The organism is Clostridium sp., from assembly GCF_029267215.1.
Lineage (GTDB): Bacteria > Bacillota > Clostridia > Clostridiales > Clostridiaceae > Sarcina.
On record NZ_JARIDH010000044.1, the window covers coordinates 23,833 to 42,097 of the forward strand.

The window sequence follows — 18,265 nt, forward strand, 5'->3', positions numbered from 1 at the left end:
TTAATTATATAATACTTCATAAGAATTTTTAAAAAATATTTTAAAAACTTAATAAATGCTATTCTTTAAAGTCAGATAAAATTGTTTCAACACAAAGTTTACTAGAATTTAAAACCATGGAAATACCTGCACCAGGGTGAGTTGAATCACCTACAAAATAAAGATTTTTAACTGATTTAATTTTACTTTGAGGACGAAAAGCTGTGCTTTGAAGTAAATTATGATTTAGTCCAAAGGATGAACCATAATAACAGTTATAATCATTTTTAAAGTCTAGAGGAGTTGTATAGCTTTCATAAAGTATATTAGATTTTATATCCTCAAGCCCTTTAATTTTACTTATGTCATAAAGAACCTTATTTCGTAACTTACGTATTTGAGTATTATTCCATTTATAATTTATTTTATTAAGATTTTGAACCCTTAAAATTATATTTAAGCACTCACAATTAGGAGGAGTTAAACTTGAATCAATGGAACTTGGACAATAAATGTAGTAGATAAATTCCTTAGGCAAATCTCCTTTAAAAAATGGAGCTAATAGGCTTTCTTTTTCATTATGGTTTAATATAATGTTATGTACATCTAATACTTTATATTTTTTCTTAAGAAATAGATGAAGTATAAATGTTGAACAAGAGTAATTTAATTTAGATAGATATCTTTTTGAATATTTTATATTTGAAATCTTTCTAGGAATAAGATGTCTCATTGTATAAGGAAAGTCACTATTACATATAACAATATCACTAAAAAAGTTTTGGTGATTTGAAGTTATACCAATTGCTTTTTTATTTTTCACAATTACTTTATCAACAGGTGAAGAGGTATAGATTTTCCCTCCTAGTTCTAGTATAAGTTTTTCTAAAGCTTTAATGTAGGAATACATACCACCTTTTAAATAGTATAGTCCATATACTTGAGAAGCTGATGGTATTAGGTTAAATACATTTGAACTTTTAAAAGGAGATTCACCTATATACATACATTGAAATCCTAAGAACATTCTTAAATATTTATTCTCTAAGTATTTGTTGATTGTTCTATAACAATTTTTTAATGGGTGTATTAGAAATAAACTTTTAAATAACTTAGGATTTAATATGCTTGAGGTATTTAAAAAGCTTTTATTTAAAAAATACTTATCTACTATTAAATAACGTCTGTATGATTCTGATATATATTTATAGTAATTTGAACTATCATTTTCAAAGACTTTTTCAAGTGAAAAAGTAGTTTTTAAAAAATTAGAATATATATCAAATTTTAAATTATTTGGACAGAATACTCTGTATAGAGTATTTAGTTCTATAATTGATAAATAATCATTAGGATTTTTTTTCGCATATCTAAATATTTCAAAGTATGGTTTAGGTATCATAAAAATTGATGCTGAGGAATCAATTTTAAAGTCTTTATAAGAAATTAGAGAAGTTTTCCCTCCTACTTTAGGATTTTTTTCAAAGATTTCAACTTTAAATCCATTTGAAAGAAGGCGAATGGCAGTAGCTAATCCGCCTATGCCAGCCCCCACTATAATTGCTTTTTTCATATTTAACACCTCAAATTTTAGCCACCTAAGGTAATATCTTGGTTATTGTACCAATTTATTGCATCAAAAAAATGATTTTCTGAGAAATTTGGCCATAAATCATTAATTATATACATATCTGAATAAACAGATTGAACAGGAAGGAAGCCACTAAGTCTACTTCTTCCACCCCATCTTATTAATAAATCTATTCTTGATACATCCTTTGAACGTATATTATCATAAATATTTTTACTTTTTATATCACAAGATTTTAGTAGGTTTAAATCCCACTCCCACCCATAATTAACTAGGAAATTAACTCGTATTCCTCCTTTTCCAAGAGTTGTTCTAGTTGTATATTTTTTTAAGTCCTTAGGGAAAACTGGAGATTCATAGTTTCCTATAACTAGAAGCTCACAGTCTTCATTAGCTATTAATTCAACAGATTTTATGCAAGCTTCTATGAAAGCTTCTTTTTGGTAAGATGGTCTTTTAGCATTATCAGTTGTAAATCCATAATATGTTATTTCTTCAATACCAAGTTTTTGACAAAGTTTAAAAAGTTTTAACCCTGGATCTATTCCGTAAAAATAACCTTTATCTTTTTCTAATCCATTCAACACAGCCCATCTTCTATTGCCGTCAGGGATTATACCTATATGTTTTGGAATTCTCATAATATGTGTTCAACCCTTTCTAAAAATAAGTTCATATAATTAAGTATTACCATTTTAAGAAATAAAATGTATAAATTTGATTAATTTAAAAATTGATTATATGATATATAGAATAGAAAAAATATTTTTTAGAATTAAATTTTAAATGGAGTGAAAAAATGAGATTTATAGGAGTTAGAACATGGAAAACAGCTATTGGGGTAGTAATTGCAATGATAATTGCTAAAGAAATTGGACTTGCTTATTGGCCAGCTGCTGGGATTATAACTATATTAAGCATACAAAGTACAAAAAGAGAATCTTTAGATATTGCAATTAGAAGGAGTATATCGGCTTTAGTTGCCATAGCAATTGCATCTTTATTATTTTTATTATTTGGATTTAATTCAATTGTATTTGGATTATTTGTTTTATTATTTATACCTTTAACAGTTAAACTAAAGGTTACTGATGGAATTGTATTAAGCTCTGTTTTAGTAACACATTTATTAGTTAAAAAAGAGGTTACGGTTAATTTGATTATTAATGAGGTTGGACTTATTATAGTTGGAATTGGGGTTGCGTTGGTATTGAATAGTTATATGCCTAAGAATGAAGAAAAGTTAAAAGAGGATATAGATTATATATCAGAAAAAATAAAAGAAATATTTATGGATATGGCATACTCATTAAGAACACATAGCGTTTCAATAAACCAACAAAGTCTTTTTAGTGAGCTTGAAGATAGAATAGAAATTGCAAAAAAAAGAGCAAACGATAATTTTAATAACTATCTTTTTTCAGATGTAAGATATTATGTTCATTATGTAGAGATGAGAGGGGTTCAACTTCAAATATTAAAATATATGAGAGAACATTTTGGAAGAATATCAATGACTGTTAAGCAAACAGAGTGGGTTGCAAACTTTACAGAGGAATTAGCATCAGTAATAGGAAAAGAAGTGAATGCAAATATATTAATAAATAGATTAAATAGAGTAAGAAAAGAGCTTAGTTTACAAGCTCTTCCTGTAACAAGAGAGGAGTTTGAAAATAGAGCTATGTTATACCAGTTTTTAAATGATTTAGAAATTTTTATTGAGTCAAAAAGAGAATGTGATACTAAAAGATATTAAAACTATATTTTAAATTAGGGAAAACAAACAATTATTGCAATGTTTGGAGATCATCTTCCATCATTAACAGTAATAAATAAAGATGAAAAAGTTTTAGATAATGACAACAAATATTTAGCTGATTTCTTTATGTGGGATAATATTGGATTATCTAAGGATGAAGTTACAATGGAGGCTAATGAGTTTACAACCTACATATTAGATAAATTAAATATGGTTTCTGGTATTATGCCAACTTTCCACAAAGAGTTTAAAAATAAGGAAAATTATAATAAAGATTTTGAACTTATTCAGTATGATATGATTTTTGGAAAGAATTATATTATGAATGGTAATGGTTATGAAAAGAGTAATATGAAGATGGGATTAAAAGATATTGTTCTAAAAAACTATGAAGTTAATGGAGAAGATATAATTGTTCATGGAGAAAACTTTAATTATAAAAGTTCAATAATTATAAATGGAAAGAAAATTCCTACAGAATTTAAGGATGCTAATACATTGATAGGAGATGAAATTCCAAAGGATATAAAAGATATTTCTGTGGGACAGATAGGAAAATTTGATAAAGTATTAGGAAAAAGTAATATCTTAGAAATAAAATAATATTTATTAAACACCTTAAATATTTTTAAGGTGTTTATTTATATTGAAAGTAAATTTTTTTTGCATAAAAATTTGTTTTGAAGAGGAAAATTTAAATGATATACTAAATATAATTAACTAATAAATATTAAGTATAAGATTAATTTTTTAAGGAGGTTTGTATATATGAAAATAATAAAAAAAGATAGAAGAGTAGAAAATTTTAGTATTGATAAGCTTTCAACAAGTTTATTAAATGCAGCTAAGGACTTAGACTTAATATTAAATGAATCAGATATTCATGTTATTTCAAATGATGTTGAGAAGGTAATAAGAGATATAAGAGGAGAAAATGGAGTTACATCAAGCTATGAGGTTATAGGAGTTGTAATAGGAACACTAAATAATGAAAGATTTACAGAGGTTGTTAAGGCATACACTGAATATAAAAAGTAAATAAATTGGTTTATAAATTTAAAGCTATCCTTAAGGTTTAAGGGTAGCTTTTGAAAAAATAATTTAAAATAAACTTAATTTTTTTGTTTTTGAGCAAAATTTTAAGAGTGCTTTTCCTTGTATATCACTTTCTTTTATTAATCCAAAATAACGTGAATCTAAACTTACATTTCTATTATCGCCCATTACAAAATATTTATTTTTAGGTATATTTATTTTTATATAATAAGGTATTTGCATATTTTCTTTTATATAATCTTCATGAAGAAGAGTTCCATTTAAATAAATAGAAGAATTATTTATTTCTAAAGTATCTCCAGGTAGGCCAATTATTCTTTTAACTAAGAAATTATCATATTTATCTTTAGCGTATATATTTACAATATCGTATCTTTGAGGGGACGAAAGGGAGTAAGCTTTTTTATTTATAATTAATATATCATTATCATGTATTGTATTTTCCATGGAGGAACCATCTACAATTGCTATAAAAATACTATTTATAAATAATATTAAAATAAAAATAACAATATATAGTGCTATTATTATTGTTTTGAAAAGCTTATTTTCATTAGGAATAAAGTAATTTAAATATTTCATTTTATAAACACCTATAAAATAATGGATATATTATTAGAGTATTTTTTTTGAGAGCAAATAAGAACAATATTTAAGTTTTGGTTGAAAATTAATAATGATTTTAATATAATGAGATTATAAAATTTGTAATTTATATACAATTTAATGGAAACGTTACCGAAAGTTTGGGGGAAAGATTTATGAGAAAGAATTTTAATTCAGAAGAATATAACAAGAATTTTTATTTTCATGGAGAATTAGGTGCTATATACAGTGAGAATAAAACTATTTTTAGAGTTTGGTCACCAGAAGCTAAAAAAATGGAATTAATCTTATATAAAGATGGAAATTCTGATTCTTTAATAGAAAAAATAGCTATGGATAAAAAAGATAAAGGCCTTTGGGAAGTGATTAAATTTGGAGATTTAAATGGTGTTTATTATAAATATCATGTTATGGGAGAAGAATTTAATCATTATTTTGTGGATCCTTATTGCAAGGCTTTAGGGGTTAATGGAAAGAGAGCTATGGTAATAGATTTAGAAAAAACTAATCCTAATAAGTGGGAAGAGGATAAAAAGCCAGAACTTAAGAATCCATTAGATTCAATACTTTATGAAATGCATATTAGAGATTTTTCTATTGATGAGAGTTCAGGAGTAAGAGAAGAAAATAAAGGAAAATTCTTAGGAGTAATTGAAGAAAATACAGTTGTTCCAGGAACTTTTGTTAAAACAACTTTAGATCATTTAAAAGAACTTGGAATAACTCATGTTCATCTTTTACCATCTTTTGATTTTGGAAGTGTAGATGAGGAAAGATTAAATGAGGCACAATATAACTGGGGATATGATCCAACTAATTACAATGTTCCGGAGGGATCATATTCAAAGGATCCATATCATGGAGAGGTTAGAATAAAAGAGTTTAAAGAAATGGTATTAAAATTACATGAAGCTGGCATAAGAGTTGTTATGGATGTTGTTTATAACCACACTTATTCAGGGGAAATTTCAAATTTAAATCTCTCATGTCCTGGATATTATCATAGACAGGGTGAAAATGGGGATTTTTCAAATGGTTCAGGATGTGGAAATGAGTTAGCATCTGAAAGAAGTATGGTTAGAAAGTATATTATTGAATCCTTAAAATACTGGGCAAAAGAATATCATATAGATGGATTTAGGTTTGATTTGATGGCACTACATGATATAGAAACCTTAAAACAAATAAGAAATGAACTTACAAAAATAGATGATAGCATAATTATTTATGGAGAAGGATGGATAGGTGGATCTTCACCATTAAAAGAAGAGGAAGCTTGTTTCAAAAAGAATATAAATAAATTTTATGATTTACAAATTGCTGCTTTTAGTGATGATATGAGGGATGGAATAAAGGGACATGTTTCTAACTTAAAAGAAGCTGGCTTTGTAAATGGAGGAGAAAACTTTGAAGAAAGTATAAAATTTGGAGTGGTTGCCTCAATAGATCATGAAGAAATAGATTATGGTAAGGTAAATTACTCTAAAAAACCATGGGCTAATGAACCATATCAAACAATAAACTATTGTTCAGCCCATGATAACAACACACTTTATGATAAACTTAAAATTGTATGCGAGAATGCATCAGAGGAAGAAATCATAGAAATGAATAAATTAAGTGCTGCAATTGTATTAACATCTCAAGGAATTCCATTTATTCATGCTGGGGAAGAACTTTTAAGAACTAAGGAAGATGAAAATGGAAATTTAATTGAAAATAGTTATAATTCTAATGATTTTATAAATAAGATAGATTGGACAAGAAAAATAAAATACAATGGTTTATTTGAATATTACAAGGGATTAATAGAATTAAGAAATAATTGTGATTTATTAAAGCTTAGAACTAGCAATGAAATAAGAGAGAAATTACATTTCTTTGAAAATGAATTGCAAATAAATGAAAAAAATGTAGTTGCATATAGAATTAAAGATAAAGAAGAAGTAATAGTAATATTTAACGGAAATCAAAAATCAATAAATATTGAATTACCAAAAGGAACATGGGGTGTTTTAGTTAATAATTTAAAATCAGGAAAAGAAATTATAGAAGAGGTATGTGGAAGAGTAGTTGTAAATAGAAAATCTGCTTTTGTAGTTAAGAAAATTAAATAATAAATATTCCGTATTCAATGAAACTCTAAACTGATTATTAAGATGGTCATAAAGTTCTATCTAAAATCAATACTAGTTTAAAACAAAGCCTTATATAAAAATATAATAGAATGTTAATAAAAAAATGAGGAAATAATTTCCTTAAAGTTTTTATTTTGATAAATGTTTATAAATTTGGATGAATTTTAAGATAAATAAAATTTAATATAGTAATAAGGAATTTAATATATACAAATGCTATAATAAGTAGTATATTAAGAATGTTATGAATAAAATTTAAACAAATTGTAACAAAAACCTTGGCGTAAAGTTTTAATATATATAAGGTAGAAAGATTTATATAAATAATTATTTCATTTATATATATGAGATAATTATTTTAATATACAACATAGAGGTGGATTTAGATGAATTACGATAACAGAGAAGAGAGAGGCAAAAAATACATGAAAAGAAGAATAGCTGCGGTGGCTATAGCTGTTGTTGTTTTAGGTGGTGTTGGAATTGGAATGAAATTTTTAGATTCTAATAAAACTAAGATGAATAAAACAAAGGTGGAAGCTAATAAAGAAACGAAAGGTAAGGAAGCAAAGCCAAAGAAAGTTGAAAAACCAAAACCAACTGATATAATGCCTAATGGAAATATAATATATGCAGCAGATTCATATGCAGTAAGTGCAGATCAAGTGGCATTAATGCTTCAAGCAAAATCTAAGGATACTAATAAGGAAGTATTTTTAACATTTGATGATGGTCCAAGTGAAAATACAAGAAAGATACTTAAAATATTAAAGGATGAGGGTGTACATGCAACATTTTTTGATATAGGATCATCTTTAAAAGATAATAAAGAAAATTTACAGTTATTAAAGGAAGAGATAGAACAAGGAAATGCAGTAGCAGACCATAGTTTTTCTCATGATTATAAAACATTATATCCAGGAAACTCTGTAAATGTTAAAGTGTTTATGAATGAACTTAAAGAAACAAATGATATAATGAGAAGTGTTTTAGGAGATAATTTTGAAGCTAGAGTAGTAAGAATGCCAGGTGGATATATGTCAAGAAAATATTATAAAGATCCAAATTTAAAAGCTTTAGATGAAGCTTTCGCTAAAAATAATATTGTAAGTATAGATTGGGATGCTGAAACAGGGGATGCAACAGGAAGACATTATACTGTTGAACAATATGTTCAAAATTCAGCAAAACACTTAAATTCTTTGAATCATGTAATATTATTAATGCATGATGCAGCAGCTAAGAAAGAAACTGTTACTGCATTACCTTCAATAATAAAATTCTTTAAAGAAAAAGGATATGAATTTAAAGTTATAAAAAATTCACCAATAAAACCAGTTCAAAAAACAGCAACAAAGTAAGGTTAAATATTAGAAATAATATAATGAAAATAAAATATTTTGATTAATTAAAAGTTGAATTCTTTTTAAAAAGAGTTCAACTTTTTTGTGTTGTAACCTATTTATTACTATAAAAATATAATATTTTAAGAATAATATTAAATATTAGGAGAAAATATGAAGAAATTAACCTATTACTATGGAGCGGGAAATACATCAAAAGGATTTAGACCACTATATAACTCAATATTTCAAGGATTAGATAGAATATATTCATTAAATGGAGGAAGTAATACATTTAAAACAACATTGTTAAAAGAAATAATAGATGAATATAGTGAAGATTTTGAGATTGAAGTTATAGTAAGTTCAATAGATTGCAATGAAATAGAAGGCCTTATAATAAGGAAAAAAAATGTTGGTATAATAAATGGAACCCCTTTGCATGGTAAAATGAATCTAAATCTTGAAAATATAAAAAATATAGATTTAGATGTTTTTTTTGAGAGTGATATAATAGAACACAATGAAAAAAATATAAAATTTTTAAAGGAAAAATTTAATGAATGTATGGAATTTGCTCAGGATGAATTTGAAAAAGCTTTGAAAATTCATGACTATTGGGAAGGCATATATTTTCCTTATTTAAATTTTCATAAGGCTAATGAGTTAACAGATAGTATAATTTCTTTGTTGAGAGAGGGATTCCCTAAGAAAGATAAGAAAGGAAAGGTTATAGAGAGATATTTAGGGGCATCAACTCCAATTGGTGCAAAGGATTATGTTCCTAGTATAACAGAGGGAGTTAAGAGATATTTCTTAAAAGGAAGAGCAGGTACAGGAAAATCAACAATTCTTAAAAAGATAGCTAAGGAAATAAGTGAGTATGGATATGATATTGAGGTTTATGCTTGTGGTTTTGATCCTGATAGTAAGGATATGGTTATAAGTAGAGAATTAAACTTTGCTATATTTGATAGCACACCACCTCATGAGTATTTTCCAAGTAGAGATGGTGATGAAATAATAGATGTTTATAAGATTTATGTTGAGGGAGAAGTTGATAAAATTCATAAAAAAGAATTAGAGAAGGTTTCTAGTGGTTATAAAGATCAGGTTTCAAAAGGAAGTAGTTTTTTAGCTAATGGAGAAAGTATAAAAAATAAATTGGATGAAATATTAGATTCTGCCTTTGACTATAATGGGTGTAAAAAATCATTAGAGTTTTTATTTAATGAAAAAGAGCTATAAAATAAAAGGCTTTGCAAATTAATATGCAAAGCCTTTAAATTAAAGGATTATTTTTCTTCTAATAATCTTTTAATTATGTGAGTAGCATCCATGTATGAAGCAACTGATTTATCGTAGTTTAATCTATTTATTATTTTTGAAATGAAATCAGATAAATCAACTGGTTTAAACCATGGTTGAGATTTTAATGTTTCTGGCATATAAGTTAAGTTTGTTGAATAAACACTCTTAATTATTCCATCATTATAATATTTGTTAAATTTATCTAAACCTTCAGTAAAGAATGAGAAAGTAGTAGCTATGTATACATTTCTAGCATTTCTGCCTTTTAATTCATGAGCGATATCAAGAACTGATTCACCTGAGGCTATCATGTCATCAACTATTAAAACATCTTTTCCAGAGACATCTCTTCCCATATATTCATGTTTGACTATTGGGTTTTTACCATTAACTACACGAGAATGGTCTCTTCTTTTGTAGAATAATCCAACATCTACACCTAATACACTTGAATAATATATAGCTCTATCCATAGCGCCGGTATCTGGACTTATAACAAGTAATTTTTCTTTATCTAGTTCTAAGTCTCTCTCGTTGTGAATTAAAGCTTTAACTATATCATATGTTGGGTAGAAGTTTTCAAATGACATTAGTGGGATAGCATTTTGAACGTTAGGGTCGTGAACGTCAAATGTTAACACTTCATCAACACCTAATCTTTCAAGTTCTTGAAGTGCTAAAGCACAATCTAAAGACTCTCTTCCTTTACGTCTATGTTGTCTTGATTCGTATAAAAGAGGCATAATAACTGTGATTCTTCTAGCTTTTCCTCTTATAGCAGAAACCGTTCTTTTAATATCTTGGAAATGTTCATCTGGTCCTTTATGATTTTCAAATCCAAACATTTTATATGTACAACTATAGTTTCCAATATCACAAAGAATATAAATATCTCTTCCCCTTACAGATTGAGGAATTTTAACTTTTCCTTCACCATTAGAAAATCTTATTTCATCAGTTTTGATTAAAAAAGATTCTTTGCAATTTCTTTCCTTTTGTATAAGCTTGTCTATAGCATTACCAAGTTCCGTGCAACTTTCTAAAGCTATAATTCCTAATCCATGATTTGTTTCGTTCATTTGTCTATCTCCTTCTCAATGCATATTTAAAATATTTTACAATTGTAAATACTAAAGGTATCGTCACTTATATTATATACGAATAATTTACTTTTAAAAATAGAAAATTGTCATAATTTTTGACTAAATTTCAGAAAAAAATGTCAAAATTCTTTGTCGGATAATTTAGATTATTTAGAATACATGAATATTATTTAAATAATTTATTTAATAAAGTTTTAGATGAAACTAGTAATATAGTTATAAAGTTAGGTAATAATTCTAATAAGCAAGAGGATGATATTATTGATAAAGCTACAAAATAAAAAATAGGGCATATATTATATCTAGCCTGTTTTTTTATTTTTTTATTGTAAACTTATATAAAATAATAGGTTGACAATAAAATGAGGAAATAGTAAAATTTAAATATATTTTGATAATCAAATTAAAATGAGGAGAAAAAAATGAATTTTAAAACAAGAAATCTAATATTAATATCGCTTTTCGCGGCACTTACAGCTATAGGAGCATTTATAAAAATTCCTATTCCTATAGTACCATTTACATTACAATACTTTTTCTGTGCATTAGGAGCTATTTTACTAGGAGCTAAGAATGGTGCTTTAGCTCAAATAGTATACGTTTTAGTTGGTCTTATTGGAATACCTATTTTTACACAGGGTGGAGGTCCTACTTATATTTTTAGACCAACTTTTGGATATTTAATAGGTTTTATTATAGGAGCTTATATAATAGGGAAAATAACTGAAAATTTAAAAGAGGTTAGTATGATTAAACTTTTTGGAACTTGTTTTTTAGGTCTTATAGCTATTTATGTTTTAGGCGTATCATATATGTATTTAATTTATAATTTTTACTTAGGAACTTCAATGAGTTTAGTTATGGCAATAAGTGTAGGAGCAATAGCATGTTTACCTAGTGATTTATTATTAACTTTAATAATATCAATAATTGGATATAAGATAGCAAAGAGATTAAAAACTTTGAGATATTTTTAAAGAAGGGGGAATTATGGATTTTATTTATAGAATAAAGGAAAAAGCACTTAATAATGAAATAATCAATTTAGATGAAGGTATCAAGTTATATAACTATGATGATATTAATTTGTTAACAAGATTTGCTGATGATATAAGAAAAAAATTTCATGGAGATAGAGTAGAATTATGTTCAATAATTAATGGGAAGAGCGGAAAATGTGGTGAAAATTGTGCTTTTTGTGCTCAGTCAAAAAAATTTAAAACTACTATAAAACAATATGATTTATTATCTTATGAAGAGGTTAAAAAAGTAGCATTGGAAAATGAAAAGGAAGGCGTAAATAGATTTTCAATAGTTACATCTGGAAGAGGATTATATGGAAATGATTTAAAAAATGTTTGTATTTATTATAAGCGCTTAAAGGAAGAGTCTAATATAAAATTATGTGCATCTCATGGAATATTAAGTAAAGAATCATTAATAGATTTAAAAGATGCAGGAATAACTAGATATCATCATAATTTAGAAAGTTCTAGAGAGTTTTATTCGAAAATTTGTACATCTCATTCATATGAAGAAAGAATAAAAACAATAAAATTAGCAAAAGAAATTGGATTAGATGTTTGTTCGGGAGGAATTATAGGTCTCGGAGAAAGAATAAAAGATAGAGTTATATTGGCTATTACTTTAAGAGAGTTAGAAATAAAATCAATACCTATAAACGTGTTGACTCCAATAAAAGGAACAGATTTTGAAAAAATGGAACCTTTAAAAGAAGAAGAAATTTTAAGAACAATAGCTGTATTTAGATTTATAAATCCTAAGGCAAAAATTAGACTTGCAGCAGGAAGAGAAAATCTTGAAAATTTTGGACAGAAGGCCTTTAAAGGAGGCGCAAATGCAACTATAACTGGTAATTTATTAACAACTTGCGGTAATAAAATTAAAGATGATATTGATTTAATAAAAAAAGTAGGAATGAGAGTGATTGATAATGAATAAAGGAATATATGTTTTAGGAACTGATACAGATGTAGGAAAAACATTTATAAGTGGATTACTTTTAAGGAAATTAAGAGATGATGGTATAAATGCAGGTTATTATAAGGCTGTTTTAAGTGGAGCTGAAGAAAATGAAGGAAAGTTGGTTCCATTAGATTGCAAAGAGGTTTGCAAAATAGGAAATTTAAAAGAAAATTATGAAAATATGGTTTCTTATGCTTTAAAAAATCCATATTCACCACATTTAGCTTGTGAAATTGAAAATGTTGATATAAGTTTAGAAAAAATAAAAAATGATTATTTAAGAAGTAAAGAAAAGTATGATTTTTTAATATGTGAAGGAAGCGGAGGAATTATATGTCCTATAAGTCTTGGAAAAGAAAGCATAATGTTAAATGATATAGTTAAACTTACAAAACTTCCAATTATATTAGTTTCTAGAAGTGGTCTTGGTGCAATAAATCATACTGTTTTAACGGTTGAATATTTAAAAGTTCAAGGGATAAAAATAGCTGGAATTATATTAAATGAATTTGAAGAAAACAATATCATACATAGGAATAATAAGGAAACAATAAAATTTATTACTGGAATAAATAACATAGTGACTGTTCCTAGAATAAATGATATAGATGACTTTGATCTTAATAATCTTCAGGAGGTTTTCAATGAACTATAAAGAAGAATTAATATTTAAGGACTTAAAATATATATGGCATCCATGTTCACAAATGAAGGATTATGAAGACTTAAAACCAATAATAATAAAAAGAGGAGAAGGACCATATATTTTTGATTTAGATGATAAAAAATATTTAGATTGTGTAAGTTCCTGGTGGTGTAATTTGTTTGGACATTCTAACAAAAGAATTAACGAAGCATTAAAAAAGCAAGTTGATCAACTAGAACATGTTATTTTTGCTAATTTTTCTAATTTACCAGCAATAGAATTAAGTGAAAGACTTATAAATATTACTGGGGATAAGCTTAATAAGGTGTTTTTTTGTGATAACGGTTCTTCAGCGGTTGAGGCAGCAATAAAAATGAGTTTTCATTATAATAAACAAATGGGCAGAGTAAAAAAGAGAAGGTTTGTAGCTTTAGAAGGTGCTTATCATGGGGAAACTATAGGAGCTTTATCTATGGGTGGACTTGATATATATAGTGAAGTATATAAGCCATTAATGATAGATGTTATAAGAGCAGAAGCACCAGATTGTTTTAGGTGCAAATACGGAAAGAATAGAGAGTTGTGTAACTGCGAATGTTTTGAGAATATTGATAATTTATTAAAAGAAAATAAAGATGAAATATCAGGTATTATAATAGAGCCTTTAATACAAGCAGCTGCTGGAATGAAAATATATCCAGCATTATACTTGGAAAAGCTTAGAAAAGCCTGTGATAATTATGATGTTCATTTTATAGCAGATGAGATAGCAGTTGGTTTTGGAAGAACTGGAAAGATGTTTGCTGTTGAACATGGAAGTGTATGTCCAGATTTTATGTGTTTGTCTAAAGGACTTACAGGTGGCTATATGCCTATGGCTCTAGTACTTACAGGTGATAATATATATAAATGTTTTTATGATGATTATAATAAGCATAAAGCTTTTATGCATTCACATACTTATTCCGGAAATGCTTTGGGGTGTGCGATTGCTATTGAAGTTTTAAATATATTCGAAGATGAAAACATCTTAATTAGTATTAATGAAAAAGGAAAAGTTTTGAATAGGAAATTAAGAGAGGCGTTATTAAATAACAAAAATGTTGGGGAAATAAGAAGTTTGGGAATGATAAATGCTATAGAGATTGTAAAAGATAAAGAAACAAAAGAAGCATTTAATAGTAGTGAGAGAATTGGGTATGAAATTTATAAAGAAGCCTTAAAAGAAGGGCTATTACTTAGACCGTTAGGAGATGTTTTGTATTTTAACCCACCATATATAATAAATGAAAAAGATATGGATTTTATGGTTAATGTTACTAAAAGGTGTATTGAAAAAATTTTAATGTAATTGCTATTTTGGGTAAATGTTGATTTTAGATATATTTTAAGTCTTAACTAATTTTACAAATAGCTTTCAATTAAAGTTAATACTAGTTTAAATAATAAACTAATTTAAAAAGATAGACTTAATATGCTATCTTTTTATTTTTTTATAATACTTACATATTAATTAGTGAATTTAAGAAACATTTAAGATTTTTTTTGTTAAAAAGAATCACATGAATTCAAAAGGTTGTGGTATTATTAGAATAAAAGATTTGTGAGGGAGGATTTTCATGAAAAAGAAATTAATAATAGCAATTTCAACTGTTGTAATACTTACGGGGGTTGGAGTTGGAAGTTATTACTTAAAAACAAGTATGAATAAATCTAATAAAGCAAATATGGAGTTTTACATAGTCCCATCAACTGATAAGGTGTTTATAAATGGAGAAATAAGACCAGAAAATACAGATACAATTTACTTAGAGCCAACAAGAGGAGAAGTAGATAAAGTAAACGTCAAAAATGGAGATGTTGTAAAAAAAGGAGAACCTTTATTTACATATAAAAATGCAGCTGTTGAAGGGCAGATTGAACAGCTACAATTTCAATTAACATCAGCTAAAAAAGAAAGAAATGCCTTAGTGAAACAAAAGGAAGAAATGAAAAAAAAAGAGACTGAGGCTAAGAAACAAATAGAAGAAGCCCAAAAGAATATGGAAGCTATGAAAAGTCAAAAGAGGGAAGTAGCTTCTAACCAAAGTCAGCTAGCTGAAATTTCAAATATGACTAAGGGACAACAAATGCCAACTAATATTGGATCATCTCAAATTTCAACAGAAAGTGTTGATAATCAAATAAGTCTTTTAGAGAAACAAATAAAATCATTAAAAGAAAAAGAATATTACACTGTTAAGGCATCAATTAATGGGAAAATTATAATGAGTGAAAATAAAGGAAATCCAACAGAACCTTACATAAAAATAGAATCTAATAATTACTATATAAGTGGATCTGTTAATGAGAAAGATCAGCCTAAGATAAAAGAGGGGCAAGAAGTTTATATAAATATATTATCAACAAATCAAAATATAAAAGGAAAAATAACTAAGGTTTCAAGTAATCCTGAAAATGGATCATCATCAGCCTTAATGGCAGCTAAAAGCAGCGTACAGACTGGGGGAGGAAATAGTATGTCTTATTATACTGTAGATATAACTCCAGATACTCAAGAGGGATTAACTAATGGATTTCATGTTCAGGCTTCAGTAAATCTAGAACAAAAACCAATAGAAATTCCAAAGAGTGCAATACTTAAAGATGATTCAGGTAAAGAATATGTATTCTTAAATGTTGATGGAAAACTTAAAAAACAACAGGTAACATATTCAAATAAAGAGGGCGATAAAGACAAAGTTATTGTTAATGGATTAAAAGAAAGTGATGAAGTTGTAACTAATCCTAGTATATCCATGAAAGAGGGTATGGCTGTTGAGTAACATAGTAGAAGTAAAAAATCTAAATAAGTATTACAATTTAGGAAAAGAAAAGTTTCATGTTTTGAAGGATGTTAATTTGTCTATTGAACAAGGTGATTTTGTTATGATAATGGGGAAATCAGGTAGTGGTAAAACTACTCTTATGAACCTTTTAGGACTTTTAGATAGATTTGAAAATGGTACATATATGTTTAATAATGAAGATGTAAGTAAGTTGAAAGAGGATAAGAAGGCTAATATAAGAAATAGATATATGGGGTTTATATTTCAACAGTTTCATCTAATAAATTCTATGACTATTGGGAAAAATGTTGAACTTCCTCTTTTATATAATGGAAAAAGCGTACCAAAGAAAGAGAGAGAAGAGCTTGTTGATAGATACCTTAAAATGGTTGGTTTATTAGAAAAGAAAAAACAATATCCACTTGAATTATCAGGAGGGCAACAACAAAGGGTAGCTATTGCAAGAGCACTTATAAATAATCCTTATGTAATATTTGCAGATGAGCCTACTGGTGCTTTAGATAGTAATACTAGCACTGAAATAATGGAAATATTAAAAAGTTTAAACAAGGATAATAAAACCATAATAATGGTAACTCATGATGAGGATTTAACTAAATACGCAAATAAGATAATACGTGTTAAGGATGGAGCAATAACAAGGGGGGCAGAGGATGTCAGCAATTAATTTAATTAAAACTGCCATTGCTAGTTTAAAATTCCATAAGCTAAGAACTTTCCTAACAATGATAGGAATAATTATAGGAATAAGCTCAGTTGTTACAATATTGTCTGTTGGAGATGGATTAAAAGCTTATGTTCTTCAATCTTCAGAAGAAACTAATGCTAATAAGATAAGTGTAACATTTACTCCAGATAATTATGAGGCAAATATGGAAATTATAGAACCTTTCACTAAATCTGATATAAATGGAATAGAAAGCTTAAAAGGAGTTGAAAAAGCTAAGGCATCACAAGGATTTATGGGTATGATGAGTTTTTCAAGTAGTCAACTTCAATATTTTGATAAAAATCAATTTGCTATTCTAAATTCATATGAAGGTAAAAATGAAAAGGTGGAATATGGAAGATGGTTTAGAAAAGGGGAAGAAAATGATAACTTAATAGTATTAGAACATAATACAGCCAAAGAATTGTTTAATCCAATTGAAAGTGGAATAGGAAAAGCCGTAACAATGAATGGTATTAACTACGAGGTTATAGGAATACTTCCAAAAGTTGATATTATGGGATTTGGTCAAGATACAACAAGTTATGTTTCTAAAAAAGCCATTGATAATATGACAAACGGAGAGAAAATTATGTCTTTAGATATATCAGTAAAAGGAAATGTAAGTAAAAAAGATGTGTTTAAAGAAGTAAATAAATATTTAATGGCCAATCACCCAAATATAGGTGGAAAATATAAAATGCAAGATCCAGAGGAAATAACAAAGGCTTTTGAAAAAGTAATAGGAGGATTAACTAAATTTATAGCATTTATAACAGGAATTTCTCTTTTAGTTGGAGGAATAGGGGTTATGAACATAATGTATGTTTCAGTTTCAGAAAGAAAAAGAGAAATTGGTATAAGAAGAGCAATAGGTGCAAAACCTAACAGCATACTATTACAATTTTTATTTGAAGCAGTATTAGTAACTTTGCTTGGTGGACTAATAGGAATATTGTTAGGATATTTAGTTGCAAAAGGAGCAGGAGCATTCATGCCATTTAAACCAATACTTACATTAAGTACATTTACAGGGGCTACTATTATCTCAATAATAGAAGGAATTATCTTTGGAATAATTCCGGCCTATAATGCTTGTAAGTTAGATCCTATAAAGGCAATATATAGATAAAGACTATAATATAAAAAAGATATGAAAAACTTAAGTTTTTCATATCTTTTTTATTTT

At 26.9% G+C, this 18,265-nt stretch carries 17 protein-coding genes; 13 read left to right on the plus strand and 4 right to left on the minus strand.

Annotated elements, in window-relative coordinates; all coding sequences use genetic code 11:
* Positions 1-58: 58 nt before the first annotated feature.
* A complete protein-coding gene (locus tag Q1K13_RS08185; RefSeq protein ID WP_300349354.1) occupies positions 59-1,552 on the minus strand; it encodes a phytoene desaturase family protein in 1,494 nt (497 codons plus the stop codon).
* A gap of 17 nt (positions 1,553-1,569) precedes the next feature.
* Positions 1,570-2,211 (minus strand): undecaprenyl diphosphate synthase family protein, encoded by a 642-nt coding sequence (locus Q1K13_RS08190; protein ID WP_300349357.1) that lies wholly within the window; start codon positions 2,209-2,211, stop codon positions 1,570-1,572.
* A gap of 158 nt (positions 2,212-2,369) precedes the next feature.
* Here Q1K13_RS08190 and Q1K13_RS08195 point away from each other — a divergent pair, with 158 nt between their 5' ends.
* The 3 genes from Q1K13_RS08195 (at position 2,370) to Q1K13_RS08205 (ending at position 4,367) form a co-directional block, all read left to right on the plus strand.
* A complete protein-coding gene (locus Q1K13_RS08195; RefSeq protein WP_300349359.1) occupies positions 2,370-3,326 on the plus strand; it encodes an aromatic acid exporter family protein in 957 nt (318 codons plus the stop codon).
* Between the two features lie 39 nt (positions 3,327-3,365).
* Entirely contained in the window at positions 3,366-3,932 is a 567-nt protein-coding gene (locus Q1K13_RS08200; protein ID WP_300349362.1) for a hypothetical protein, read from the plus strand.
* Positions 3,933-4,097: 165 nt separating this feature from the next.
* A complete protein-coding gene (locus tag Q1K13_RS08205) occupies positions 4,098-4,367 on the plus strand; it encodes an ATP cone domain-containing protein (protein WP_300349364.1) in 270 nt (89 codons plus the stop codon).
* Positions 4,368-4,430: 63 nt separating this feature from the next.
* Here the strand turns inward: Q1K13_RS08205 and lepB are convergent, their stop codons facing one another.
* Positions 4,431-4,967, minus strand: a complete 537-nt coding sequence (gene lepB / locus Q1K13_RS08210; protein ID WP_300349366.1) for a signal peptidase I — start codon at positions 4,965-4,967, stop codon at positions 4,431-4,433.
* A gap of 179 nt (positions 4,968-5,146) precedes the next feature.
* Here lepB and pulA point away from each other — a divergent pair, with 179 nt between their 5' ends.
* The 3 genes from pulA to Q1K13_RS08225 all read left to right on the plus strand — a co-directional run bounded on the left by pulA (position 5,147) and on the right by Q1K13_RS08225 (position 9,720).
* Positions 5,147-7,108: a type I pullulanase gene (gene pulA, locus Q1K13_RS08215; RefSeq protein WP_300349368.1), complete on the plus strand. Its 1,962-nt coding sequence runs from the start codon at positions 5,147-5,149 to the stop codon at positions 7,106-7,108.
* 407 nt (positions 7,109-7,515) lie between these two features.
* Positions 7,516-8,490: a polysaccharide deacetylase family protein gene (locus Q1K13_RS08220; RefSeq protein WP_300349371.1), complete on the plus strand. Its 975-nt coding sequence runs from the start codon at positions 7,516-7,518 to the stop codon at positions 8,488-8,490.
* A gap of 156 nt (positions 8,491-8,646) precedes the next feature.
* A complete protein-coding gene (locus tag Q1K13_RS08225) occupies positions 8,647-9,720 on the plus strand; it encodes a PRK06851 family protein (protein WP_300349373.1) in 1,074 nt (357 codons plus the stop codon).
* Between the two features lie 47 nt (positions 9,721-9,767).
* On the opposite strand, the gene Q1K13_RS08230 is transcribed toward Q1K13_RS08225, so the two are convergent.
* The gene (locus Q1K13_RS08230; protein WP_300349375.1) at positions 9,768-10,862 is read right to left on the minus strand and encodes a ribose-phosphate pyrophosphokinase; all 1,095 of its coding nucleotides are present in this window, start codon (positions 10,860-10,862) and stop codon (positions 9,768-9,770) included.
* Positions 10,863-11,308: 446 nt separating this feature from the next.
* Between Q1K13_RS08230 and Q1K13_RS08235 the strand changes: the two genes are divergently transcribed.
* From Q1K13_RS08235 to Q1K13_RS08265, 7 genes are all read left to right on the plus strand, one after another.
* A complete protein-coding gene (locus tag Q1K13_RS08235) occupies positions 11,309-11,863 on the plus strand; it encodes a biotin transporter BioY (RefSeq protein WP_300349378.1) in 555 nt (184 codons plus the stop codon).
* 13 nt (positions 11,864-11,876) lie between these two features.
* Entirely contained in the window at positions 11,877-12,848 is a 972-nt protein-coding gene (bioB, locus tag Q1K13_RS08240) for a biotin synthase BioB (protein ID WP_300349381.1), read from the plus strand.
* Entirely contained in the window at positions 12,841-13,527 is a 687-nt protein-coding gene (gene bioD, locus Q1K13_RS08245; RefSeq protein WP_300349383.1) for a dethiobiotin synthase, read from the plus strand. Before bioB ends, bioD begins: the two co-directional genes overlap by 8 nt.
* Positions 13,517-14,869, plus strand: a complete 1,353-nt coding sequence (bioA, locus tag Q1K13_RS08250; RefSeq protein ID WP_300349386.1) for an adenosylmethionine--8-amino-7-oxononanoate transaminase — start codon at positions 13,517-13,519, stop codon at positions 14,867-14,869. Before bioD ends, bioA begins: the two co-directional genes overlap by 11 nt.
* 268 nt (positions 14,870-15,137) lie before the next feature.
* Positions 15,138-16,343, plus strand: a complete 1,206-nt coding sequence (locus tag Q1K13_RS08255; protein WP_300349389.1) for an efflux RND transporter periplasmic adaptor subunit — start codon at positions 15,138-15,140, stop codon at positions 16,341-16,343.
* Positions 16,333-17,034, plus strand: coding sequence for an ABC transporter ATP-binding protein (locus Q1K13_RS08260; protein WP_300349765.1), 702 nt, complete (start codon positions 16,333-16,335; stop codon positions 17,032-17,034). The genes Q1K13_RS08255 and Q1K13_RS08260 overlap by 11 nt, the downstream gene beginning before the upstream one ends.
* Complete coding sequence (locus Q1K13_RS08265) at positions 17,021-18,208, plus strand: ABC transporter permease (protein WP_300349392.1); 1,188 nt, start codon at positions 17,021-17,023, stop codon at positions 18,206-18,208. The genes Q1K13_RS08260 and Q1K13_RS08265 overlap by 14 nt, the downstream gene beginning before the upstream one ends.
* Positions 18,209-18,265: the final 57 nt, after the last annotated feature.

Coding starts and splice junctions, on each gene's coding strand:
- Q1K13_RS08195 (WP_300349359.1), top strand. CDS start 2,370: ATGAGATTTATAGGAGTTAGAACATGGAAAACAGCTATTGGGGTAGTA.
- Q1K13_RS08230 (WP_300349375.1), bottom strand. CDS start 10,862: ATGAACGAAACAAATCATGGATTAGGAATTATAGCTTTAGAAAGTTGC.
- bioB (WP_300349381.1), top strand. CDS start 11,877: ATGGATTTTATTTATAGAATAAAGGAAAAAGCACTTAATAATGAAATA.
- Q1K13_RS08185 (WP_300349354.1), bottom strand. CDS start 1,552: ATGAAAAAAGCAATTATAGTGGGGGCTGGCATAGGCGGATTAGCTACT.
- lepB (WP_300349366.1), bottom strand. CDS start 4,967: ATGAAATATTTAAATTACTTTATTCCTAATGAAAATAAGCTTTTCAAA.
- bioA (WP_300349386.1), top strand. CDS start 13,517: ATGAACTATAAAGAAGAATTAATATTTAAGGACTTAAAATATATATGG.
- Q1K13_RS08205 (WP_300349364.1), top strand. CDS start 4,098: ATGAAAATAATAAAAAAAGATAGAAGAGTAGAAAATTTTAGTATTGAT.
- Q1K13_RS08265 (WP_300349392.1), top strand. CDS start 17,021: ATGTCAGCAATTAATTTAATTAAAACTGCCATTGCTAGTTTAAAATTC.
- Q1K13_RS08225 (WP_300349373.1), top strand. CDS start 8,647: ATGAAGAAATTAACCTATTACTATGGAGCGGGAAATACATCAAAAGGA.
- Q1K13_RS08235 (WP_300349378.1), top strand. CDS start 11,309: ATGAATTTTAAAACAAGAAATCTAATATTAATATCGCTTTTCGCGGCA.
- Q1K13_RS08255 (WP_300349389.1), top strand. CDS start 15,138: ATGAAAAAGAAATTAATAATAGCAATTTCAACTGTTGTAATACTTACG.
- Q1K13_RS08200 (WP_300349362.1), top strand. CDS start 3,366: ATGTTTGGAGATCATCTTCCATCATTAACAGTAATAAATAAAGATGAA.
- Q1K13_RS08220 (WP_300349371.1), top strand. CDS start 7,516: ATGAATTACGATAACAGAGAAGAGAGAGGCAAAAAATACATGAAAAGA.
- pulA (WP_300349368.1), top strand. CDS start 5,147: ATGAGAAAGAATTTTAATTCAGAAGAATATAACAAGAATTTTTATTTT.
- Q1K13_RS08190 (WP_300349357.1), bottom strand. CDS start 2,211: ATGAGAATTCCAAAACATATAGGTATAATCCCTGACGGCAATAGAAGA.
- bioD (WP_300349383.1), top strand. CDS start 12,841: ATGAATAAAGGAATATATGTTTTAGGAACTGATACAGATGTAGGAAAA.